Origin of the sequence: Methyloceanibacter sp. (assembly GCF_050726195.1) — a bacterium.
Taxonomy (GTDB): domain Bacteria; phylum Pseudomonadota; class Alphaproteobacteria; order Rhizobiales; family Methyloligellaceae; genus Methyloceanibacter.
In genome coordinates, this window is record NZ_JBOHJC010000016.1 from 1 (window position 1) to 20,000 (window position 20,000).

24 protein-coding genes, 1 tRNA gene and 1 pseudogene (1 of these 26 running past the window's edge) are annotated in these 20,000 nt (G+C 61.5%); 12 read left to right on the forward strand and 14 right to left on the reverse strand.

Going from position 1 to position 20,000, the window contains the following annotated elements; all coding sequences use genetic code 11:
• Positions 1 to 425 precede the first annotated feature (425 nt).
• The gene (locus ACRECX_RS11710; protein ID WP_431559021.1) at positions 426 to 1,220 is read left to right on the forward strand and encodes a hypothetical protein; all 795 of its coding nucleotides are present in this window, start codon (positions 426 to 428) and stop codon (positions 1,218 to 1,220) included.
• Positions 1,221 to 1,257: 37 nt separating this feature from the next.
• On the opposite strand, the gene ACRECX_RS11715 is transcribed toward ACRECX_RS11710, so the two are convergent.
• The 4 genes from ACRECX_RS11715 to ACRECX_RS11730 form a co-directional block, all read right to left on the reverse strand.
• A complete protein-coding gene (locus ACRECX_RS11715; RefSeq protein ID WP_431559022.1) occupies positions 1,258 to 1,479 on the reverse strand; it encodes a hypothetical protein in 222 nt (73 codons plus the stop codon).
• A gap of 923 nt (positions 1,480 to 2,402) precedes the next feature.
• A complete protein-coding gene (locus tag ACRECX_RS11720) occupies positions 2,403 to 2,831 on the reverse strand; it encodes a DUF6894 family protein (protein ID WP_431559023.1) in 429 nt (142 codons plus the stop codon).
• A 195-nt stretch (positions 2,832 to 3,026) separates the two neighbouring features.
• Positions 3,027 to 3,728 (reverse strand): L,D-transpeptidase, encoded by a 702-nt coding sequence (locus ACRECX_RS11725; protein ID WP_431559024.1) that lies wholly within the window; start codon positions 3,726 to 3,728, stop codon positions 3,027 to 3,029.
• Between the two features lie 544 nt (positions 3,729 to 4,272).
• Positions 4,273 to 4,908, reverse strand: a complete 636-nt coding sequence (locus ACRECX_RS11730) for a tyrosine-type recombinase/integrase (RefSeq protein ID WP_431559025.1) — start codon at positions 4,906 to 4,908, stop codon at positions 4,273 to 4,275.
• Positions 4,909 to 5,478: 570 nt separating this feature from the next.
• Between ACRECX_RS11730 and ACRECX_RS11735 the strand changes: the two genes are divergently transcribed.
• Positions 5,479 to 7,398, forward strand: a complete 1,920-nt coding sequence (locus tag ACRECX_RS11735) for a calcium-binding protein (RefSeq protein ID WP_431559026.1) — start codon at positions 5,479 to 5,481, stop codon at positions 7,396 to 7,398.
• A gap of 351 nt (positions 7,399 to 7,749) precedes the next feature.
• Here ACRECX_RS11735 and ACRECX_RS11740 read toward each other — a convergent pair whose 3' ends face one another.
• Positions 7,750 to 7,929 carry a hypothetical protein gene (locus tag ACRECX_RS11740; protein ID WP_431559027.1) on the reverse strand — a complete coding sequence of 60 codons (180 nt, stop codon included), beginning with the start codon at positions 7,927 to 7,929 and terminating at the stop codon, positions 7,750 to 7,752.
• A 173-nt stretch (positions 7,930 to 8,102) separates the two neighbouring features.
• Between ACRECX_RS11740 and ACRECX_RS11745 the strand changes: the two genes are divergently transcribed.
• From ACRECX_RS11745 to ACRECX_RS11770, 6 genes are all read left to right on the forward strand, one after another.
• A complete protein-coding gene (locus ACRECX_RS11745) occupies positions 8,103 to 8,426 on the forward strand; it encodes a helix-turn-helix domain-containing protein (RefSeq protein WP_431559028.1) in 324 nt (107 codons plus the stop codon).
• Positions 8,426 to 9,337: an ImmA/IrrE family metallo-endopeptidase gene (locus ACRECX_RS11750; RefSeq protein WP_431559029.1), complete on the forward strand. Its 912-nt coding sequence runs from the start codon at positions 8,426 to 8,428 to the stop codon at positions 9,335 to 9,337. Before ACRECX_RS11745 ends, ACRECX_RS11750 begins: the two co-directional genes overlap by 1 nt.
• Entirely contained in the window at positions 9,327 to 9,839 is a 513-nt protein-coding gene (locus ACRECX_RS11755) for a phospholipase effector Tle1 domain-containing protein (protein ID WP_431559030.1), read from the forward strand. The genes ACRECX_RS11750 and ACRECX_RS11755 overlap by 11 nt, the downstream gene beginning before the upstream one ends.
• A gap of 103 nt (positions 9,840 to 9,942) precedes the next feature.
• Positions 9,943 to 10,287, forward strand: coding sequence for a hypothetical protein (locus ACRECX_RS11760; protein ID WP_431559031.1), 345 nt, complete (start codon positions 9,943 to 9,945; stop codon positions 10,285 to 10,287).
• 10 nt (positions 10,288 to 10,297) lie between these two features.
• Positions 10,298 to 10,675, forward strand: a complete 378-nt coding sequence (locus tag ACRECX_RS11765; RefSeq protein WP_431559032.1) for a hypothetical protein — start codon at positions 10,298 to 10,300, stop codon at positions 10,673 to 10,675.
• A gap of 250 nt (positions 10,676 to 10,925) precedes the next feature.
• Complete coding sequence (locus tag ACRECX_RS11770; protein WP_431559033.1) at positions 10,926 to 11,156, forward strand: helix-turn-helix domain-containing protein; 231 nt, start codon at positions 10,926 to 10,928, stop codon at positions 11,154 to 11,156.
• 225 nt (positions 11,157 to 11,381) lie between these two features.
• Here ACRECX_RS11770 and ACRECX_RS11775 read toward each other — a convergent pair whose 3' ends face one another.
• Positions 11,382 to 11,588, reverse strand: coding sequence for a hypothetical protein (locus tag ACRECX_RS11775; protein WP_431559034.1), 207 nt, complete (start codon positions 11,586 to 11,588; stop codon positions 11,382 to 11,384).
• 206 nt (positions 11,589 to 11,794) lie between these two features.
• On the opposite strand from ACRECX_RS11775, the gene ACRECX_RS11780 reads away from it, so the two are divergent.
• The gene (locus ACRECX_RS11780; protein WP_431559096.1) at positions 11,795 to 12,310 is read left to right on the forward strand and encodes a tyrosine-type recombinase/integrase; all 516 of its coding nucleotides are present in this window, start codon (positions 11,795 to 11,797) and stop codon (positions 12,308 to 12,310) included.
• Positions 12,307 to 12,678: pseudogene (locus tag ACRECX_RS11785) on the forward strand (recombinase family protein); the annotation flags it as partial. The gene ACRECX_RS11780 and the pseudogene ACRECX_RS11785, both read left to right, overlap by 4 nt.
• A 33-nt stretch (positions 12,679 to 12,711) precedes the next feature.
• Here the strand turns inward: ACRECX_RS11785 and ACRECX_RS11790 are convergent.
• Positions 12,712 to 12,873, reverse strand: coding sequence for a hypothetical protein (locus tag ACRECX_RS11790; RefSeq protein ID WP_431559035.1), 162 nt, complete (start codon positions 12,871 to 12,873; stop codon positions 12,712 to 12,714).
• Between ACRECX_RS11790 and ACRECX_RS11795 the strand changes: the two genes are divergently transcribed.
• Positions 12,853 to 13,944: a recombinase family protein gene (locus tag ACRECX_RS11795; protein ID WP_431559097.1), complete on the forward strand. Its 1,092-nt coding sequence runs from the start codon at positions 12,853 to 12,855 to the stop codon at positions 13,942 to 13,944. The genes ACRECX_RS11790 and ACRECX_RS11795 overlap by 21 nt on opposite strands.
• On the opposite strand, the gene ACRECX_RS11800 is transcribed toward ACRECX_RS11795, so the two are convergent.
• The 5 genes from ACRECX_RS11800 to ACRECX_RS11820 all read right to left on the reverse strand — a co-directional run bounded on the left by ACRECX_RS11800 (position 13,901) and on the right by ACRECX_RS11820 (position 17,016).
• Positions 13,901 to 13,977 (reverse strand) — tRNA-Met (locus tag ACRECX_RS11800). The genes ACRECX_RS11795 and ACRECX_RS11800 overlap by 44 nt on opposite strands.
• A gap of 181 nt (positions 13,978 to 14,158) precedes the next feature.
• The gene (locus tag ACRECX_RS11805) at positions 14,159 to 14,944 is read right to left on the reverse strand and encodes an outer membrane protein (protein WP_431559036.1); all 786 of its coding nucleotides are present in this window, start codon (positions 14,942 to 14,944) and stop codon (positions 14,159 to 14,161) included.
• Between the two features lie 124 nt (positions 14,945 to 15,068).
• Positions 15,069 to 15,860 (reverse strand): phosphatase PAP2 family protein, encoded by a 792-nt coding sequence (locus tag ACRECX_RS11810; protein ID WP_431559037.1) that lies wholly within the window; start codon positions 15,858 to 15,860, stop codon positions 15,069 to 15,071.
• Complete coding sequence (locus tag ACRECX_RS11815; RefSeq protein WP_431559038.1) at positions 15,857 to 16,231, reverse strand: lipid-A-disaccharide synthase N-terminal domain-containing protein; 375 nt, start codon at positions 16,229 to 16,231, stop codon at positions 15,857 to 15,859. The genes ACRECX_RS11810 and ACRECX_RS11815 overlap by 4 nt, the downstream gene beginning before the upstream one ends.
• On the reverse strand, positions 16,228 to 17,016 hold the full coding sequence (locus ACRECX_RS11820) for a glycosyltransferase family 2 protein (RefSeq protein ID WP_431559039.1): 789 nt from the start codon (positions 17,014 to 17,016) through the stop codon (positions 16,228 to 16,230). Before ACRECX_RS11820 ends, ACRECX_RS11815 begins: the two co-directional genes overlap by 4 nt.
• A gap of 130 nt (positions 17,017 to 17,146) precedes the next feature.
• On the opposite strand from ACRECX_RS11820, the gene ACRECX_RS11825 reads away from it, so the two are divergent.
• Positions 17,147 to 18,658, forward strand: a complete 1,512-nt coding sequence (locus ACRECX_RS11825) for an ArnT family glycosyltransferase (RefSeq protein ID WP_431559040.1) — start codon at positions 17,147 to 17,149, stop codon at positions 18,656 to 18,658.
• Here the strand turns inward: ACRECX_RS11825 and ACRECX_RS11830 are convergent.
• Both ACRECX_RS11830 and ACRECX_RS11835 read right to left on the reverse strand, forming a co-directional pair.
• Positions 18,655 to 19,206 carry a copper chaperone PCu(A)C gene (locus tag ACRECX_RS11830; RefSeq protein ID WP_431559041.1) on the reverse strand — a complete coding sequence of 184 codons (552 nt, stop codon included), beginning with the start codon at positions 19,204 to 19,206 and terminating at the stop codon, positions 18,655 to 18,657. The genes ACRECX_RS11825 and ACRECX_RS11830 overlap by 4 nt on opposite strands.
• A 130-nt stretch (positions 19,207 to 19,336) precedes the next feature.
• Positions 19,337 to 20,000 carry the end of a L,D-transpeptidase family protein gene (locus ACRECX_RS11835; RefSeq protein ID WP_431559042.1) on the reverse strand. It continues 695 nt past the right edge of the window, so 664 of the gene's 1,359 nt are visible here — the last part of the coding sequence; the start codon falls outside the window, past its right edge; the stop codon is at positions 19,337 to 19,339.

A 20,000-nucleotide genomic window follows, 5' to 3' on the forward strand; every position in this document is an offset into this window, starting at 1 on the left:
CGATGCTGCGGCTCTGGAACTGATGTGTCTCATATCTCTCGCCGAGTTGCGCCGGTCGGCTGCGATACGTTTCCAGTGAATAGTCACACATGATCTCCTCCATACGTTGTGTAGCCGCAACGCATGGGCGGGAAGCTTGGTTGAGGGCCTCCAACAATTTAATGTTCGAACTTGGCTGCGGGGTGCAGGGCTCACCAGCCCCTATTAGGGGAGGCAGAAAGCCGGTCAAGGCGCAGCGTCCCATGGCGTATGGCGGCTAGCCGATCCTGTGCTCAATAACTTCGGTACCGCGTTGGCAAGCCTTTTACAGGGTCAGCTGCTGCCCTTTCTTACGGCCCCGGAGCGCGGCCCCCGCGCGAAGCAAGTGACGGGCTCTCCTGCCCGCAACTATACTGGAGTCTCACAATCGTTGGAGGGGAACTTCGATGGACCTCCTCGGCCTCACGAGTGATCAAGTCTGGCTCCTCGTTCTGGGCGGCGTCGTACTTGTGCTCGCCTACCAAGTCAGAGGACTGCGTGAGGCCAGGAAGCCGCGCTTGAAGTCGAAGGTGCTCAGGGAGCTGCGCTTCGGTAAGCCAATAGAGGTAAAGCACGATAGCCCTCGCTCTTTGACCCCTGATGGGCAGGAACGTTACGGCGCGGACAAGCACGACTTCGATTGCTTCCACTCCCTCTGGTACTTCGCCCCCTGGGTCAACAAGCTCTATAGCGACCTGTCGGAACCGATCCGCCTACAGGAACTTCGAGACACAGAGATCAGGGGCAGTCGCGCCGACGAGGGCCCTGCGTACGGTCGCCGCTACGACATCTACTACAACCGCTACAAGATCGGACTCCTGGAGATTTGTGCCGGTCTCGGCGGAGCTTTGGACCCAGCAGACAAGTCGGTAGACGTGGAGATTACCATAGACGGAGTTCCGCCAACCACTCTCCCCTATTCCGCCGTCTACGGTTTCCTATCAACCGTCGCCAGCTTGGTCACGAGCACACAGAAGCCGAAGTACGCTCATCTGCCCAACGGTGAGACGGAATACGACCACGCCTTGTCCACCATAAGATCAGCTATGACAGAGCTGATGTGGAACACGCACAGCGGCGACCACGAGTGGGCGGAACTGAACGTAAGGCTGTCCGGCTATCCCGAATATTACTACCGCGTGCTGCAACGCAGGCTGCAAGAGGTCACCCAGAAGGCGGCTGCGGGAGCACGCGGAGTCTGACCAGGGCGATTGCCATTCCCGCAAGCCATCGGGTCGCCTATTCCCGCCTAAGGGACACCACATTGGGATCCTGGTGCCCACGCATAATGGCGCGGTCGTAGCGCTCCACGATAGCCTTCGCCGCTCGAATAGACCGGCGTCCAGGGTTCTCACCGCGATCAGTCTGCCGCACGACCTCGCGCAGCACGTCCAGGGCTTCGGCCTCCAGCTCACCAAGACCGTAAATACGCTTTGCCTGAGTCTCGAAAAAGTCGGCCATGCGCCAATCTAGCGTCGGGGCCGGTTTCTTGCGAAGCTAGAGCTGCGGGGGAGCCAAGAGGGAGGCTCCCCGTGAATTGCAACCGAGGCTGCCCGCTACCAGCCCACTTCAGAGACATGCGCGCGCGTCGATGCCATGTCCGGAGCAAAAATTGCTTTGCTGTGTTGGGCGATGTTGCCTCTAGCCGATGCGGGGGAGGAGTGCCGACACTTAACTGTTGGGACCGCCACAGTAGCCATGGTTTTGACCGGCGAGTGCGACGACATGTGCCCAAGCAGGCTTGTTCATGCGTGTAGAATCCGCCAGATGGTCATGCGCTCACATGGAGCCGGTTCCCAAATGAGCCCTATTCCTCTCTGCTAGCGTAGTGGTGAGGGGCTCGTAGCCATCTTTATTGGTCCTAATGGAGGTCAGCGATGCGACAAGCGATCTATGCCACCGTCGCGCTAGCCGTCGTCATCGTGGGTATTAGCGAGCCGACTTATGCTCTCACTAAGGCAGACTGCCAACGCGCAGAGGGCACCATAGCGCCTAGTACTCGTTTGGACTTCAAGTGCTGCTTCGCACTTGATGAAGGGCAAGCAGAGTTCACAGTGAGCTTCTGAGAAAAAGGGTCTCCCAGATCTGTTGGTACTGCGGTGATAGGCCGGGAACATCCTGCTCGTTTAGCCCAGCTTTCGAGAGATGACGGCGGACGCTTCACGCGAGGCAACGATACAGGTTTCCGTGGGAGCGATTTTCACAATGTGTTCGACCAGGAATATCGAATAACTCGGCGTCCGTTCCGGGCCGCGGACGAAAGAAGCCTCACCCCATGGAGACCTCGAAATGGCGTTCCATCCATCCGAACACTCGGCCTCGTCAAACACTGTCCGCACCGGGTGAGATCCGAGGGTATCGGTCTCGTGTGGGTAAGCTTCCAGTTAACAACCCACTGACATGCGCTTGTCAGTCGACTTCCGTCGATAGGCAGCTTTACCACCTGAAGCCTCAAACACGGCGGAGCCATTCTCGTCAGCCACCGCAACGGACCAATGCGCTTTGCCACATGCTGCGCGGTCAGTCAGTGCCGCACGGAGCTTTTTCGCAAATTCCTTGGCCGCGGCGGCGTCCGGAAAGACAACCCCGGTGGTATGCGGTGGCGCGGCAGCCTCGCGGAGGTAGAAGTAGTATCTCGGCATTGCGTGCTCCTCGTCAAAGGAGCAAACGCGAGCAGCGCTACCCAAGTTCCTCCTGCTTTCTCCACAACTTGCTGGGAAACCAAGCCCGGCCAGCGCCGTATCCGAGAACTGCCATATCAGCAGCAAGGGAGAGTTCGCGTGCCCTTCCGGCAGGACCTTGAGCAAAGCCATTGATGGCCATCGCTGGACAATCTCAGCACCGCAGAGCCCAGCGCGTATCCACAACACAAGATAGTTCGAAGAGGTGGGGCCCAATTGGGGCGATCACTGCCCATCATTCGGTTGGAGCCGTCAGGAACGCAGACAGCCGCTAACGGCGCCGGTAAGCTCTCGCATCAGGAGGCGCCTCCTGATAGCGCGGTGGGGTCAACATTCGCGCCCTCTCGCTATAATGGAGCCGCAGTCGTTCCTTGCGGCGCAACCGGCGGGACTTTTCGGCCCCTCGACGAACGCCTCAGGCACCTTGACCTGCTGCTTCCGTGCTTCGGAACCCGCCGCCTTCGCCGTGGCGGCAGTCGGTTTGGCCACTTTCTTGGCGCTCGGCTTGGCTTTCTTCACCGCGGTCTTGGTGCTCTTCTTCGCCGATTTGATGTGCTGCTTGCGCGGTTCGGGTCTTGCCACGCTGGTCTTGGCTCTCGGTATGTCTCCGTTCAGCACGATCTCAGTGTTCTCGAGGCTATTCTCTTCAACTAGCAGAAATAGCGTGCGCGCATTCTCGGGCGAAAGTCGTACGCAACCATGTGATGCGGGCATGCCGAGCTTCTTCGTCTCCTCGGTGCCGTGAATGGCATGACCCTTTTTTGTGAAGAAGATCGCATGCGGCATCGGCGCGTCGTCCCACTCTTTGCTGTACCAAATCTCGTTCATCGAGCTGGCCATGTAGGTTCCTGACGGCGTGTCATAACCGGCGAGGCCCGTCGATACCTGCCAGGTGTTTCGCTCGATATTGTCGACGTAGACCTTCATCTCCTGTGTCGACTTGTCGATCACGACGAGGATTTTGGAGGCGGCTTTCTCGGTGGCCTGTGGATCATGCGCTGACGGTGCGCTCGGTGCGGCTGATTCCACCGGAGCCTCTGGAGTGGCTATGCCCGGTTCGCCATCCAGGGCCCTGAATGCCTCCCCGCTCGTGTGAGCGCTAGGGCCTGTCTGTGGTGCAGAGCCGCTTTCGCCCCACGCGGTTGCAAGCGTAGCCTTAGATTCGGCTTGAGCACTTGGTGCAGGCGTGGTCTCTGCGGCGGCGGAGCCGATGAGTCCCACCGCCTCGGAGCGGGAGACCCTATCCTCAAAGATGGCCGGTTCTTCTTAAACAATCACGGAATCGTCCGTGAGGTAAGCGAAGACGAGTTCCATTTGCGGCGGAGCGTCACCTTACGCCTATTCTCCAGCGTGGGGCTGTATCTATATCTTTTTGCAGTCATCTATCTGCTCGACGCAATGCGACCGCCGGATCGATGATGCGCTGAACAGGTCGCCTCGGGGTTCCACCTCTGCAACCGCGCTTTCACCCTCGATGAGCTGACCAATGCATGCACTGTTGAATGGCACGTCTGCAAATGGCACGACTCGGCCCTGGGTATTGGGCAGAGCATGTCTGCTCTGCCCGGGTATTTCAGACATCAACCTGCTCGGCTATGGCGAGTGCATCGTCTACCTCGATGCCGAGGTAGCGCACCGTGCTCTCGATTTTGGTGTGTCCCAATAGCAGTTGGACTGCGCGTAAGTTGCCTGTGCGGCGATAGATGAGCGTCGCCTTGGTTCGACGCAACGAGTGCGTCCCAAAAAATCGCGGGTCCAATCCAATACTTGCGATCCATCCCGACACCAGACGCGCATATTGCCGCGTTGTCATGCATCGATCGCAATTACGACGACTGGCGAATAGGAACTCACCGGGCTTCTTGCCAGCAGCCTTGATGTGGTCATCGATCGCCTCCCGGGTCTGTTCGGTCAGTTCGAACCTGACGGGATGTCCGGTTTTCCGTTGACGGACGGTGGCACGATCAACGGTGATCCCGTGCGGGGCCACATCCTCGACCTTTAGGTTGACGACATCGCAGCCCCTGAGCTTGCTGTCGATGGCAAGATTGAACATCGCAAGATCGCGTGTTCGACCCTCGACCTGTAGCTTGGTCCGGATCGCCCAGACGTGTTTGGTCCGCAGCGGCGGTTTAGCTCCGAGCAATTTGCCCTTATTCCACGGGGTGCGGCTCGCCCCTTCATGGCTCTCTATGGCTAGCTTTTGCATGGTCGTACTCCTCTGAGATAGAGGTCGACCAGCATTCGCTATCGCTCTTGGGTAGGCGAGTTCGCGTCTGCTTTCAGGCAATTCCAGCCGCCCCGGCCCGACCCAGGTTGATCAGTGGGTCGCAGATTGACCCACAGCGGAAATCGCCTGTCTTAGACAATTCGGGACGACGGTCGGTCAGGGAGCTTCTCCAAGCAATCTCGCGGTCGAAGGCTCAAGAACCCGTGGGGACTTCGCAAAATCGCTAGCACCGCTCTGCGAGGCGCAAATGTTGATTGGCTTGCACAATTTCGTTTGGCGCCAAGCAGAAAATCGCCGTAACATCATTGCTCAATGCGGCGTTAGGGGAGGCGCAGTTCTCCCGGCATTTGCCAGAAACGCTGCTGGCGCATGGCCACACAGGCCTTGACCGGGATTGCTGCCAAGCCTCTAGGGCAGGCGCCTTCGGTGATTGTTTCCGCTGCGCGTTTGAACCCGGTGCTTGAGAGAAGCCTTCCGAGGAGGATGACCGCGTTCTTCTGACGCCGTTCCGCCGTGCTGCCGAGGCAGCCCGATACCAGGAGGTGCGCGATGGCGAGGATCAGAGGAACCAACCGGAGCGATAGGCTCATCGGCACGAACGGGAGAGATATTATCCTCGGCCTTGCCGCTGCCGATGTTCTCCTGGGGCGCGGCGGACCGGATGTCCTCAGAGGCGGCTCGGGAAACGACACGCTCAAAGGCGAAGGCGGTAACGATAAGCTCTATGGCGATTCCGGCAGAGACACACTCAAGGGCGGGAGCGGCAACGACAATCTCAGGGGTGGGACGAGCCAAGACAAGCTCTACGGCGATGCCGGCAGAGACACGCTCAAAGGCAATGCCGGCAACGACATCCTCAAGGGCGGCACGAGCCGCGACAAGCTCTTCGGCAACGCCGGCAAGGATACGCTGCGCGGCGATGCCGGCAACGACACTCTGAATGGCGGTGGCAACAACGACGATCTCAACGGCGGCGCTGGCCGGGACACCCTCATTGGCGCAAGTGGGAACGACACCCTCCGCGGTGCCGACGGCAATGACACGCTCAACGGCGGCGCTGGCAATGACACGCTCCTAGGCGGCGATGGCAACGACACGCTCATAAGCGGTCCCGGCGCTGATATCCTTAATGGTGGACCAGGCAACGATACCGCCAGCTACGCCGGCTCGCCGACTGGCGTCGAGATCAATCTTTCCGCCAACACGGCCACCGGTGGCCACGCCACGGGCGATACGCTTACCAGCATCGAGAACGTCATTGGCTCGAGCTTCGATGATCTGCTCTTCGGCGACAACGGGAGCAACCACCTGCAAGGCGGCGGCGGCGACGACTTCTTGGTCGGCGCCGACGGCAACGACACGCTCATCGGCGGTCCCGGCGTTGACATCCTTGATGGTGGCCTCGGCAACGACGCACTCCTCGGCGGCGACGGCAATGACTTCCTTGATGGTGGCCTCAGCAACGATACACTCCTCGGCGGCGACGGCAATGACAATCTCACCGGCGGCAATGGCGCCGATACGCTGGATGGCGGCGCTGGCAGCGATGTGGCCAGGTATGAGCTGTCACCTGCCGGCGTCACCGTCGACTTGAGCCTTGGCACCGGGATCGGCGGCGATGCGGCGGGCGATACCCTGATCGGCATTGAAAATCTAGTCGGGTCCAATGCTGATGATATCCTGATCGGCGACAGTGCTGGCAATCTTATTATTGCGTTGGATGGCGGCGACGAGCTTCAAGGGCTCGGCGGCGACGACAGGCTGCTCGGCGGTCCCGGTGCCGATAAGCTGATTGGCGGAGATGGCTTTTTTGACGAGGCCAGCTACGAGTCGTCCCCCACTGGGGTCACGGTCGACCTGAGTCTCGGCACCGGAATCGGCGGCGATGCCGACGGCGACGTTCTCACCGGTATCGAAGTACTCTCCGGTTCGTCCCTCGACGATACTTTGATTGGCGACGGAGCGGACAACTTTCTGCAAGGCGGGTCGGGAGACGACGTCCTCACCGGCAATGACGGCCACGACTTCCTGAATGGCGCCAGCGGCAACGACACGCTCACCGGCGGGAGCGGCGACGACAACTTGGTCGGCGGCGGCGGCAATGACACCTTGAATGGCGGCATGGGCGTCGATGATCTAACTGGTGGTGATGGTTCAGACACCTTCATCTTCGCTGCAGTGTCCGACACAGGGATCGGCCTAAATCAACAAGACAGCATCATCGATTTCATCCAGGGTGATGATCAGATCGACGTGTCGGGCATCGTTGCAGACCTTATAGACGGGGACTTCACGTTCATCGGCAACGCCGCCTTTAGCGGCGGAACAGACGGTGAGATTCGTTTCGAGTTCGACGGTGCCTTCACCGTCATTCAGGGCGATCTTGGCAACGACGGCGACAACGTTGCCGACTTCGAGATCCTGGCTTTTGGCAACATCACCTTCGTCGACGGCGACTTCGTGCTCTGATCCCCGGCGGCACGGGGACGTGGCAGGCGGTAACGTCTGTTATTGGCACGTCCCGGAAGTGCCGTCCGACGCAATTGAAGGCCGCTTACGGTTCCATAGCGGACTCTGGCGAGCCATACACCCGTGTTTATGAGTTCACGCCCTAGTTTGTTTTCTGCCATGAGGGGATGTTTGAGAGTTATGGCTTGGGACTAAGACTTCCGACGTGCTGAACCTCCTCCCCTCAACCTGGGACGCGACCCTGACTCCCGCAACCAGCAGTAATACTAGCGGCTGCACTATGCGGTTTCCAGCCGCAGGCGAATAACCGGGGCGAAGGCCACGCGACGCCCCGGTTTCGCTTTTCTTGCCCTAGGCGTACCTGATCAGCTGCCAGGTGACCGCCTTGCCGCCGTAAGGCGGCATGCGGTTGCCCCTGGCGATTGGCGCCGTGGTGCTCGGGTTGCCGACCACCTTCCAGACCCCGCTTTCGGGGCAGATTTCGCCAGTCCTTGCCGTCGTGCCGATCGGCGAATGCTTCGTCTGTAACATCGGTAAGTTTCCTTCTATCGTTGCCCGCCGTCCATCCCGGACAGCCGTGACCGTATAGATAGATCTTACGCTTGCTTCTGTCAACCTCCGTGGTATGCTATTGTACAATTATACCGGACGGCGTGGCCGCTTGGCAGCGGACGCGCCGTTCTGACTCCTGAAGGGAGGCGAGAATGTCGCTGGGCGCGAAGCTCAAACAGCTCAGACTTAAGAATCGGGAGTCGCTTCAGAATGTCGCCAACGCCGTTGGCGCGTCGAAAACGCATGTCTGGGATCTCGAGACCGGACGCAGCAGCAATCCGTCCATCGAACTGCTGACGAAGCTCGCCGAGCACTTCAAGGTGCCGATCGCCGATCTCGTCGGCGAGAATCCCGATGCCGCCGGCGAAGACGCCGATGTCGTCGCGATGTACCGGGACTTGAAGAAACTCTCGCCGGGAGAGCGCGAAACCATTCGCATCCTGATCGAGGGTTGGAAGAAGCCGAAGGGCAGCTAATGCAAGTCACCCGCATCGATCTTGCCGACCGGGGATCGCCCGAGGCGCTGGTCGGTCTCATCCTCAAACATGAGCCCGATCTGCCGGTCCCGGTGCCGATCGAGGACCTGTCCCGGCAGCTCGACATTGAGGACATCGTGCCGCTCGACGTGGAAGGCTTCGAAGGTGGGCTCATCACCGACACCACTAAGAGCAGGGGCGTTATCCTCGTACGCCACGGCGCGCGCCCTGCGCGGCGCAGGTTCACGATCGGGCACGAACTCGGTCATTTCCTGATGCCCTCGCATATGCCCGGGGAGCAGGGACGGTTTCTCTGCTCGCGGGAGGACATGGTGCGTCTCACCGCAAAGGAAAACGACCGGCGTGAGAAGATGGAGGTCGAAGCCAACAGATTCGCCTCTCTCATCCTAATGCCGCCACCATTCTTGCGGAAAGCCATCGCACGCGAGCGTTCGCCCAGCCTCCAGCAGGTCTTCGCCCTCGCCGCCGAATTCGATGTCAGCAAGGAGTCGATGGCGCGCGCCTACGCGGACCATCATCCCGACGATGTCGCCTTCGTCGTCGTGCGCGATGGCCAAGTCCTGCGCACCTACCGCAACCGGAACCAGTTTCCGTTTATCACCGTCCGTGCTGGGCAACCTGTCCCCACGGACTCGTTGTTCCACAAGGCCGGGCATCAGCGCGGCACGCCAAGCGATATCGATTCCCGCCCGCCCGGCCTGTGGATCGATGTCGAGCACGGCCGGCCGGCGCCGGTCATGAGCGAGCAGGTGTGCCTGCAGGTCGAAGGCTTCGCGCTGATCATGCTCTGGCATGAATCCGCCGAAGCCGAAGATGAAGACGAGGACCGGGAGGAGGGCCGAACCTCCCGCGAGCGCTGGAAAGACCGGCAATCCCGTTATGACCGCTGACGCTTCATCGCCCGCACCGCACACCCCGCCCGAAAAGCGCCTCGCGGTCTTTCTCGACGGCACCTGGAATACGGTGAACCACAACACCAACGTCTGGCGGCTGCGGGCGCTCTGCGCGAAACACAGCGCCGACGGCTCGGTCCAACGCGCATACTACGATCCCGATGTCGGCACACTGCTGGGTCAGAAAGTTCGCGGCGGATGGTGGGGGATCGGTATCAACGAGAACATCGTCGACGCTTACCAGTGGCTGATCGAGAACTATGATCCCGGCGATGAGATCTTCATCTTCGGATTCAGCCGCGGCGCCTACACCGCCCGCAGCCTGTCCGGCCTCATCTCAAAATGCTTGCTGCGGCCGGGCGCGCCGCTTTCGCTCGACCAGCTTTACGGGCGTTACCGGCGTGCGAGCGAGCCCCGGACTATCCGCACACTTCTCAAGGAACAGGCCAGCAATCCCCGCTTTACTTGCACGCTCGAGGAAGCCTGGCTCACGAAATAATCGCGGCCTGTGAAGATCAAGTTCGTCGGCATTTGGGACATCGGCGGACATTACTCTGGATCCGCTCTTATCTGTGCATTAGCGACACCCAAAGCAGCAAGGGATGGCCACACACACGATGCCGACCTATTCGCCCGAGGACTACGAACGCATTGCCGCTGCCGTTGATCAGGACGTGGGAGACGTCGTTGAATACAGGCTTCTTTTTGAATGTGCCGCCGATTGGTACGGATTGGATCGTGGCCTTCCGCGCGATGTGCCGCCCTCTCCGCGCCCCACGCCACCCTCCAAAATGCGCAAAAAGTTTCTGAAGATCGCCAAGAGTGCGAACCGGCTTCTGAAAGACCTTGAGATCCGGAGAGATGAAACCAAAGGCTACGAGGAGGCGGCCGACGGCCCAGGAAGTTTCGAGCTTCTGGAGGTTCTGGCAGCGGTAGACCCCCCCTAGCGAAGATGCCGTGATTGAGGCGACGACGAGGCTGGGACAGCTGGCAACGCTGATCGATGCAGTTGAAGCGGCAAAGGAACTAGAGGACCGCGCCCTCAAAGCAATTAACGACGTAATTGCGATAGGCAAGTTAACGGTGCCCAAGGGTCATCAGGGCGACGCTCCGGTAAACAACTGGATCGCCGCGATGATGGAGATCTACCGAAGGATTACCGGCCAAGAACCGGCAACTTCGGTGGGTCACGTCGACCAGCCCGATGAAGGAATAGCCTCCGGTCCCTTCATTCGCTTTTTACAGGCTGCGGGGCAGGCGCTGGGCCTAAATTATTCAGAGGACGCCTTGCGGAGCAGGGTCCGCACGATTCTCAAAGCACATCACAAAAACTGAGAACGATTTGGCCATGCCAGGGGCTTTGGCGCGACCGCGTATAAGCCGCCCATGCGCAATGCCACGTCAAAACCGATAAGCCTCGTAAAGCCCGCGTCCTGCGGCTTGATAGGCCTTGCACGCCTATTGGCGCGCCAGGCCGCGCGCGAGGTCAGTGGCACTGACGTCACTCCCTCACTGAACAGCCCAGAAGCGACGATGTCCGAACGGCTAGCCACCCGGCGTCCACGGCAGGCCGATAGGTGACCCTATGACCAAAGACACCAATGCATCTGGCCGTGAGACGCCCACGGAGCCCGCCTTCCACACTGTCAAGGAGACTGCCGGGTGCCTGCGCCTCTATGAGAAGCAGGTCCGGAGGCTCATCTCGCGCGGTGAGCTGCCGGCCTATCGATTTGGCACAGCCCTAAGGATCAAGAGGGAAGATATCGACACCTACGTAAGCGCGCAGCAAGTGGGTCCAGTCTACAACAACAAGTGAACGACAAATTATAAATGGACCATGTGTGCACGAATACCCTGTAAGTTAGGAATATTCATGCACTTAGAGATACCCTGTACAAGTAATGAGGTTTCCTAAATTTGACTATTATTCCGTCCTAGTCCATCCTAGTCCGCGCAGGACCAACCCCCGAGTGTCCCAATGCTGCAAAAAGTCCCTGATTTCCAACAGTCTCCTGACATCATCAGGCCTGTCGAGCCCACTCTAGCTGATGTCCTTGCCACGATTGAGCAGGATGCCTCGCTGCGCAAAGCCACGCGTGATGGCTGGTGCTGCAGTATCCGACGCGTTGCCGAATTCCTGGAGCGGGACCCGGCTCACCTGCCGGCCCGGCTCGGCGCCTTGCGCTACGGCACTGCCCGGCTGCATCACGCCCGACTGGGAATCAGCCGCAAGACCCTCCAGAACCACGTCGCCAACCTCAAGGCAGCGGTTCGGCACTTTGCGGGCCTGAAGCGGCTCAGCGGCCGCGGGGTCCCCCTCACACTGGCCTGGAAGGCCCTCGTTGACCGGACGCGGAACGGCGCCTACGTCTCGGCCTTTCGGGCTTCCTCAGGTATTGCTCGGCCTGCGGCATCGATCCCGCTTCCGTCTCCGACGCGACCGTCGAAGCCTTCATCGCGTACGCTGGCGAGGTCCAGTTCACCGTTAAGCCCCGTGACCTCCACAAGCAGGTCACCCGCTGCTGGAATCGCGCTCAGCGGCAGGTTCCCGGCTGGCCCGAGGAGACGAAGAATCGCCGACCGCACCTCGCCATCCTGCCCGGCTGGGCCGCACCTTGCATCGATCGCTACATCAACAACTACCGCCCATCGTTCCGGAACGCGAAGGCGACCAGCCGGCTCTGGCTCAGCCGAAATGGCCGGCCGCTCGACGACAGCTCGCTCTACAGCATGGTTCGCAGACGGACGTACGTGGCCTTTGGTAAGCCCGTCAACCCACACCTGTTCAGGTCCTGCCTGGCAACCAGCACTGCCGTTCACTTCGGAGCGAACATGGGCCTGGCGATGACCGTACTTGGGCATCAGAGCTCGAAGGTGACGACACGGCACTACAATCAGGCCAAGATGATCGACGCCGTGCGGGCCTATCAAGACGTCCTGCTCGCCGAGCCGGAGGACCAAGACCAATGATCCGTGCAGTCATCTACGCGCGCTATTCGTCGGATAACCAGAGAGACGCCTCGATCGAGGACCAGGTCCGCCAATGCCGGGCAAGGATCGATCAGGAGCAATGGCAACTCGGCGAGGTCTATTCTGACCGTGCCATCAGCGGTGCCACCACCTTGCGGCCCGGCTATCAAAAGATGCTCGAAGAGGCCCGGGCAGGCCGCTTTGAGGTCCTTGTCGCTGAAGCCCTCGACCGCCTCTCGCGGGACCAGGAGAATATCGCGGGCCTGTTCAAACAGCTCTGCTTCGCCGGCGTGAGATTGATCACATTGTCGGAAGGCGAGATCGGCGAACTGCATGTCGGCCTCAAGCGCACCATGAACGCCCTGTTCCTGAAGGATCTCGCGCACAAGACGCGGCGTGGTCTAGAGGGCCGGATTCGTCAGGGCAAGTCGGGAGGCGGTCTCTGCTTCGGTTATGACGTGGTGCGCAAGGTGGCCGCTTCCGGCGAAGCCCTGCGCGGCGGACGCCGTATCGACGAAGCCGAAGCCGCAATCGTTCGCCGTATCTTCAAAGACTTCGCGCATGGCCGCTCACCAAGAGCGATCGCCCAGTCCCTGAACAAGGAAGGCATTCCTGGTCCGGCCGGAAGGAGCTGGGGACCCTCCACGATCTACGGCAATTGGCAGCGCGGCACCGGTATCCTCAACAACGAGCTCTATGTCGGCCGCCTGGTCTGGAACCGCCAGCAGTTCGTCAAGGACCCACGCACAGGAAAGCGCCAGGCGCGGCTTAACCCCGAAAGCAAATGGATTATCGAGGAGGTGCCACACCTACGCATTATCGATGACGATCTGTGGTTGTCGGTGAAAGAACGACAGCAGGACTCCCGGTCCCGAGTCGTGACCAAAGACAAAGGCATCCGCTCCGAGCGGGTCCGTCGCCCCAATTATCTGCTCTCAGGGCTGCTCAAGTGTGGGACCTGCGGTGGTGGATTCTCCAAGATCAGCCAATCCCATTACGGGTGCTCCACCGCTCGAAACAAGGGCACCTGCGACAATCTGCTGACAGTACGGCGAGATGTCCTCGAAGCCACCGTTTTGGACGGGCTCAAGAACCAGCTGATGCACCCAGAGCTGGTCACAGCCTTCGTCGATGAATTCCGCAGAGAAATGAACCGGCAGAGAGCTGAACAGGATGGGCACCGCGACCGCATTGCGCGCGATCTCGAGAAAGCCGAGCGTGAGACCCACAGGCTGATCGATGCCATCAAGGCAGGTGTCCCTGGCGCCGCCGTCAAGTATGAGATGACGGCCCTGGAAGCTCGGCGAGTCGAACTCCTTGCCCAGCTTGAAGCCGCGCCGCCGCCCATGCCGCGCCTACACCCGAACCTCGCCGAGCTATACCGGCGAAAGGTGGTAAATCTCGCTGAGGCCCTCAATGAGGAGCACACCCGCCTGGAGGCCGCGGAATGCCTCCGTGAGCTCATTGAAGAGATCCGGCTTGTGCCGAAGAATGGAAAGCTGCAGGTCGAGCTTTATGGCGAGCTAGCGGCCCTTCTCAACCTTGCAAACGAGCACCCCCGCTCCAAAGGAACGGGGGTGCAAATAACGCTGGTTGCGGGGGTAGGATTTGAACCTACGACCTTCAGGTTATGAGCCTGACGAGCTACCGGGCTGCTCCACCCCGCGTCAATTCGGTTGGCCTTGTTAGGGCCTAAGGGCCTCAGGCGGCGGGGCCTTTTGGGAAGGGCCTACCCGCGAAAGGGGGGAACCTATAGCAGGTTCAAGGAAGATGTGAAGCGCGACATCGGGGCCCAAAAGGGCCGTCGCGCTGCCCCCTATATGGGGCCTGCCCTAGCATTTGTGAACCTTATTTGTAGGAGACGTCGTCGTAGACCGGCACCGATTGGCCGAACCGGTAGGCCAGGCCCAAAAGGAAACTATTGGTCCAGACGTCGGTCTCCAACGTGCCGCCGCCGTTGAGGTCGGCGGTATTGCTCGAATAGCTGAGCTTGTAGTCGCCGAATACCGAAACCCGCTCGCTGATATTGTATTCGACGCCGACCAGGCCTTCCACGGCGACGCCCGTGACCTGGTACTCGAATGTCCGCGTGACCGCGCCCGTCCGCACCTCCACATGCGGAAAGGCGAAGCCGACGCCTAAGCCCACATAAGGCGTCCAGCGCTGGTGCTGCCAACGGTACATGCCGCCGAAGAAGATCTCGTTGAGGCCGTCGGTGAATTCCAGAATGTCGAACGTGTTGCCCACGCGGTCCCTGCCGCCGATGGCGGCGCCGTCGCGGGTGCCCGACACGCCGACCGTGGCTCCGAGTTCGGAATAGATCTTGGCGTGATGGTAGTCGACCATCAGGCCCCAATTCGGATTGGCGTTGAGCCAATAGATGCCGCGCACGCCCCAATAGGGCGGAGACTCGAAGGACTTTCCGTCCCACGGCACGTCGTTCAGCACCATGTTGGTACCGCCCGGCTGCACCAGGTCGACGTCGCTGTCGAAGCTCTCGCTCCAGCCGCCATAGACACCGAGTTGGAACTCGGCCGCGGCGGGGCTTGCGCCAAGCGTCAATGCAAGCAGGCCCGCCAGTGCACCGGCAAAGGCCAGCGTCGCGGCGCGCTTTCCTATCGGCAAGGGTGCCATGTTGCCCGACTGCCCCCGAATGAGCCCGGTTTCGGGTCTCGATTTTTTCGCGCGCGACCGTTATGCGAGACGCTGGCCACGCGGCTTTGTTTCCTTATACTCGGCAAACGGGCAGGCCCAAAGGTCAATTACCGCTCATTTCCCCCGATTTTCGGCCGCTGTTGCCGAAAAGCACCGGCCCATGCCAGGCTGATCGCAAGGGTTCCGGCCACCCGAGCCAAGCTTGGGTCCTCGCCCCGCGGATCTTGTAGCCACCGTCCGGGGTGCACTCGAACAGCCACCGCCGGGCCGCGAACCGGTCCCGCACGATATAGGGAATGACCGTGCCGAGAATGGCGCCCAGCACCGCGTCGGTGAAGTAATGGGCGCCGATAAGCACCCGGCTCGCCGCGATCCAGACCGCCACCGTGTAGAGCAGCACCCTCCCCCGCGGCCAGAGAATCGCAAGCACCGTGGCCAGCGCAAAGATGTTGGTGGCATGGCCAGAGGGGATCGAGGCGAAGTCCGGGTCGAAGGCAAACGGCTCGAACGCGTAAGGGCCCACCGTGTCGAACAGCTTCGGCCGGGCCCTGCCAATGATGTTCTTGAGCAGATTGGCGATCAGCCCCGCCCCGCCGACGCTGACGAACACGAAGCCGATGGTGCTTGCGATCAGCCCATAGGCCGCCGAATTCCGAAAGCCCACATGGTTGCGCCTGAGTACGATGGCGATCGCGACGGCCGTCCCCGTGGGGATCAGCATCCAGTTCGACTTGCCGATATCGGTAATGTGCCGGAAGAAGGCGCGCACGTCCGGCGGCAGCGCCCGCGCCCGCTCCAGCATGAACGGGTCGATCAAGAGGACGCTGATCGCCACGAGAGAGAGCGCGAGCACCACCTGCTCGAACAGCGTGAGATCCTTAAGACGCAAACTCATGAGTCCCGCCGGGCCGAGGTCCTGAGGCAATCGGCTTCGCCGCTTAGGGCGACCTTGGCCGTGCCCGGCACCCTTTTTCCGAGCCAAATGAAGTAGATATTGCGGGAGTAGATCACGAGCCCGGTGGCCTGGCCAAGGATGAAAACCGGGTCGAGACGATAGACCGCGTAGGCGAGCAGGAGGACGCCGCCGGCGAAGCTGAAATACCAGAAGGTCTCGGGGATGATGCTGACCCTGGCCCGCTCCGTGGCGATCCACTGCACGAGGAAACGCATGGAGAACATGAGCTGCGCGACCAGGCCGATGGCGATCCACAGGAGCTCGGCCGTGGGCGTCGCCTGCCACCACTGGATGAGGACTCCGCCGCTCATGCCGCCGATCCTCTCCGGGACACAAGGCAAGCGGTTCCCGCCACATCCTCCGCCACCGGCGTAATCAGAGTCCGCTTGCGCAGCCAGCTCACGCCGACGAGGTCGTAGAGCCCGATCAGGGCGCGGCCGACATTGGTGTATTTTGAGACGCCGGCAAGCCGCGGGCGATCGTTGACCGGCTCATAGGCCACCTCGTGGCCGTAGGTCAGGAACAGGGCCGGCAGGTAGCGGTGCATACTGCTGAAGTACGGCAGCTCGAGATATGCGTCCCGGTGGTAGACCTTGAGGCCGCAGCCGGTATCGGGGCAGCCGTCGGCCAGCACCTTGTCCCTGAGCCAATTGGCGAAGCGCGACGCTGCCTTCCGCGATCCCTTGTCTTGGCGGGAGGCGCGCAAGCCCCCCACGAGCGCCGGCTCTTCTCCTGGCGCGCCGAGCCGGGCGTAGAGCCGTGGAATGTCGTGGGGATCGTTCTGGCCGTCACCATCCATGGTGGCGATGGTGGTGAAGGCGGCGCACCGCACCCCCGTCCGCAACGCGGCGCTCTGTCCTGTCCGCCGCCCATGCCTGACATAGCGGAGCGCCCCGAATTGGGGGATCAGCGCCTTGACCTCCGCCCCGGTCCCATCGTCGCTCGCGTCGTCGACCACGATCACCTCTCCGAGCAGCGGATCGGCGACTGCGGCGAAGGTCTCCTCGATCAGGCGGCGGATATTGCCCTCCTCGTTGAACGCCGGAATGACGACGGACAAGCGCATGGCCGGAGCGGCAGGGACTGACTGGAGCATGGGCGCGACAGTGCCGTCTCTATTTGACGCGCAGATGAATAATGAAGCCGCCGTGACACGCACGTGACAAACAACCGTGCCAAATGAGCGGCCACGGGCAGCGGAGCACTGGCGCGCGAGGGCGCAGATATTGTTCACAGAATCCTCCACGTTCCGGCCAGGGCAGAGCACGCTGCTGGACTCTGATGGCAGCTATGTCCTGCGCCTTGGGGCCTGTCTCGCGGCACTTCTCGCGCTCAGGCTGGCCGCGGTCCATGCCGCCACCATCGATCTCGTGATGGACGAGGCGCAGTACTGGTCCTGGTCGCGCGAGCTCGACTTCGGCTATTTCTCAAAGCCGCCTTTGATCGCCTGGCTGATACGCGGCGCAACAGAGATCTGCGGACAGTCGGAGGCGTGCATCCGCTCCGCCTCGCCGGTCCTCTACACGTTCGCCTCAGTGATGATCTATGCCACTGGCCGCGCGCTCTATGGCGCCCGGATCGGCTTCTGGTCGGCCATCGTCTTCGCCACCCTGCCCGGCGTCTCCTACTCCTCGCTGCTGATGACCACGGACGTGCCACTGATCTTGCTGTGGACCGTCATGCTCTATGTCTGGGTCATGCTGGTAAAGCGGCGGAGCATGGGCTTCGCCGTCCTGCTCGGCGTCGCCATCGGCATCGGCCTTCTCGCCAAGCAGGCAATGATCTATGCCTTGCTGTGCATCGCCTGCCATGCTGCCGTCTCTCACGATGCGCGCGATACGTTGAAGCATAGGCGTGGACTCGCGGCGGCGCTCGTCGCGCTCGCGCTGTTCTCGCCCAACATCGCGTGGAACGCGCTGCACGACTTCCCCACCGCGAAGCACACCGGCGCCAATATCGGCTGGCAGTCCCCCTACCTTCATCCCTTGAGTGCCGTTGAATATCTGATCGTCCAGTTCGGCATCTTCGGACCCATCCTGTTCGTGGTGTTGGCGCGCGGCGCATGTCGCGAGATCCGCGCTCCACGCGACCCGAGCAAGATCTTGCTGCTTGCGTTCTCGCTGCCGGTGTTCACGCTTTTACTCGTGCAGGCGTTGCTGTCGCGCGCGCACGGCAACTGGTCGGCGACGGCCTACCCCGCGGCCACGATCTTCGTCACCGCCGTTATGCTCGAACTCAACCGGCAAACTCTGTTCCGAGTCTCGCTCGGACTCCATCTCGCGCTTGCGGCCGCCATCGCCGCCGCGCCGGCTTTCGCGCGGACGTGGCCCGTCTTCGAGCAACTGCAGTTCCTGCGCAGCGTCGTGGGTTGGAAGGAGGTCGCCGGGGCCGTTCGCGCCAAACTTGCCGAGGAGCGCTACGGCGCGATCCTCGTCGACTCGCGCGAGTTGGCGGCGGAGATGCTCTACTATCTGCGCAGCTCGGACGTCCCCCTCTATGTCTGGGCGCCAGGATCTGCGCCCCACAATCACTACGAGATGACGCGCCCCTTCACGGCGGCGACGCCAGAGCCGATCCTATTCGTCTCGCTCCGGCCCTGCGCCCCGGCGATCACGCGTGCCTTTACCGGCGTCGAAATGCTTGGAGTCGAGCGCGTGCCGCCGGTCAGAGACGAGGCGCGCGACGTGCATTTCTGCCGTCTTGCCGGCTACAAGAGCAGGCTTCGGCGTCTTGACTAATGGTGAGAGTGGTCTGCGCCGACACCATCGGGACCGCTGGCGCTCACCGGGACGGCGATGTCGATGGCGCCGGCCTTGTCGAACTCGAGCGTGAGCGCAAGCTCGGCTCCCGCGGCAAGCGAGTCGCTAAGCCCCATGATCATCAGATGCGTCCCCCCGGGCTCGAGCTTCAGCGTTTCGCCAACGGCGATCGGCAGGCCGTCCTCCACTTCGCGCATCTGCATGACGCCATCCGCCGTCATCGAGGTTTGATGTAGCTCGACCGACTTGGCCGCCGCCGCGCGCGCGGACTTTAACAGGTCGTCCTCGCCGCTCCTATTCATGATAGTCATATACGCGGCCGTGGTTCTGCCTTGGCCGATGGTCGGCCGCGCCCAGGCGTCGGCGATACCGATCGCGCCGGGTTCGGCCGCCCACACCGTGAGGGCGACGAACAGCAACGCCGCAAGGGTCAGCACCAGAGCGACGCCGATCTCGATCAAGCGTTGCCTGGATAACCGACCCACCGCCTCCTCGGGAAGTCTCACCGCGTCTGGCCTTTGCCGCATGGAGCCATGACCCGTGTTTATGGCGCGGCGCGCTATGAGTCTTGTGCCCTGGTGTCGCGTGCGGCAGTCGGTCGCCGCCCCCTGAGGCGGCCGCGGCAAATTGCGCGGCAAGGAGGCGATCGCCATGGACCTACGGTGTAACCGCGCGGCTTTGCGAGACGACGAGTGCATCCTGCGCATCGTCGAGGCCATCGTCGCCGGCGTCGCGGCCATAGATGTCCGGCCGGAACTGGGCGATGCCGTTGCTGTTGGCGAAGGCCGTGAGATACACGAAGTGGACCGGAACCGGCCGCTTCAGCTTGACGTCGATCTTCTGGCCGCTATCGATCTGCGCCTGAACCTTGGACAAGGACCAGCCCTGATCGCCTAGCAGCCAGGCGACGAGCTCGAACACGCTCTCGACCCGCACGCAGCCCGAAGAGAAGGCGCGAGCGCTCTGGCTGAACAGGCGCTTGAGCGGCGTGTCATGCATATAGACAGCATGCTTGTTCGGCATGTTGATGCGCACCACGCCGAGCGCATTCTGCGGACCGGGGTCCTGGCGGAACTTGTAGCTCACCACTTGCGGCGATGCCCAATCCACCTGGGATGCATCGAGCGGCGGCGACTTCCAATCGTGCATGACGTTGAACTTCTGCTCGTAGAAATAGCTCGGGTCCTTGCGGATGGCAGGAATGAGGTCCATACGCGCCACGCTGTCCGGCACGCTCCACGTCGGATAAAAATTCACCTCGACGATGCTCGCCGTCACTTGCGGTGTCGCGCGCGACGGTTTGCCGACGACGACGGCGCTG

What these genes read in the sequence shown, in the direction of transcription:
- ACRECX_RS11710 (WP_431559021.1), top strand. Translation starts at nt 426, where the DNA reads ATGGACCTCCTCGGCCTCACGAGTGATCAAGTCTGGCTCCTCGTTCTG.
- ACRECX_RS11715 (WP_431559022.1), bottom strand. Translation starts at nt 1,479, where the DNA reads ATGGCCGACTTTTTCGAGACTCAGGCAAAGCGTATTTACGGTCTTGGT.
- ACRECX_RS11720 (WP_431559023.1), bottom strand. Translation starts at nt 2,831, where the DNA reads ATGGCTTTGCTCAAGGTCCTGCCGGAAGGGCACGCGAACTCTCCCTTG.
- ACRECX_RS11730 (WP_431559025.1), bottom strand. Translation starts at nt 4,908, where the DNA reads ATGCAAAAGCTAGCCATAGAGAGCCATGAAGGGGCGAGCCGCACCCCG.
- ACRECX_RS11735 (WP_431559026.1), top strand. Translation starts at nt 5,479, where the DNA reads ATGGCGAGGATCAGAGGAACCAACCGGAGCGATAGGCTCATCGGCACG.
- ACRECX_RS11740 (WP_431559027.1), bottom strand. Translation starts at nt 7,929, where the DNA reads ATGTTACAGACGAAGCATTCGCCGATCGGCACGACGGCAAGGACTGGC.
- ACRECX_RS11745 (WP_431559028.1), top strand. Translation starts at nt 8,103, where the DNA reads ATGTCGCTGGGCGCGAAGCTCAAACAGCTCAGACTTAAGAATCGGGAG.
- ACRECX_RS11750 (WP_431559029.1), top strand. Translation starts at nt 8,426, where the DNA reads ATGCAAGTCACCCGCATCGATCTTGCCGACCGGGGATCGCCCGAGGCG.
- ACRECX_RS11755 (WP_431559030.1), top strand. Translation starts at nt 9,327, where the DNA reads ATGACCGCTGACGCTTCATCGCCCGCACCGCACACCCCGCCCGAAAAG.
- ACRECX_RS11760 (WP_431559031.1), top strand. Translation starts at nt 9,943, where the DNA reads ATGGCCACACACACGATGCCGACCTATTCGCCCGAGGACTACGAACGC.
- ACRECX_RS11770 (WP_431559033.1), top strand. Translation starts at nt 10,926, where the DNA reads ATGACCAAAGACACCAATGCATCTGGCCGTGAGACGCCCACGGAGCCC.
- ACRECX_RS11790 (WP_431559035.1), bottom strand. Translation starts at nt 12,873, where the DNA reads ATGCGCGAAGTCTTTGAAGATACGGCGAACGATTGCGGCTTCGGCTTC.
- ACRECX_RS11805 (WP_431559036.1), bottom strand. Translation starts at nt 14,944, where the DNA reads ATGGCACCCTTGCCGATAGGAAAGCGCGCCGCGACGCTGGCCTTTGCC.
- ACRECX_RS11810 (WP_431559037.1), bottom strand. Translation starts at nt 15,860, where the DNA reads ATGAGTTTGCGTCTTAAGGATCTCACGCTGTTCGAGCAGGTGGTGCTC.
- ACRECX_RS11815 (WP_431559038.1), bottom strand. Translation starts at nt 16,231, where the DNA reads ATGAGCGGCGGAGTCCTCATCCAGTGGTGGCAGGCGACGCCCACGGCC.
- ACRECX_RS11820 (WP_431559039.1), bottom strand. Translation starts at nt 17,016, where the DNA reads ATGCTCCAGTCAGTCCCTGCCGCTCCGGCCATGCGCTTGTCCGTCGTC.
- ACRECX_RS11830 (WP_431559041.1), bottom strand. Translation starts at nt 19,206, where the DNA reads ATGCGGCAAAGGCCAGACGCGGTGAGACTTCCCGAGGAGGCGGTGGGT.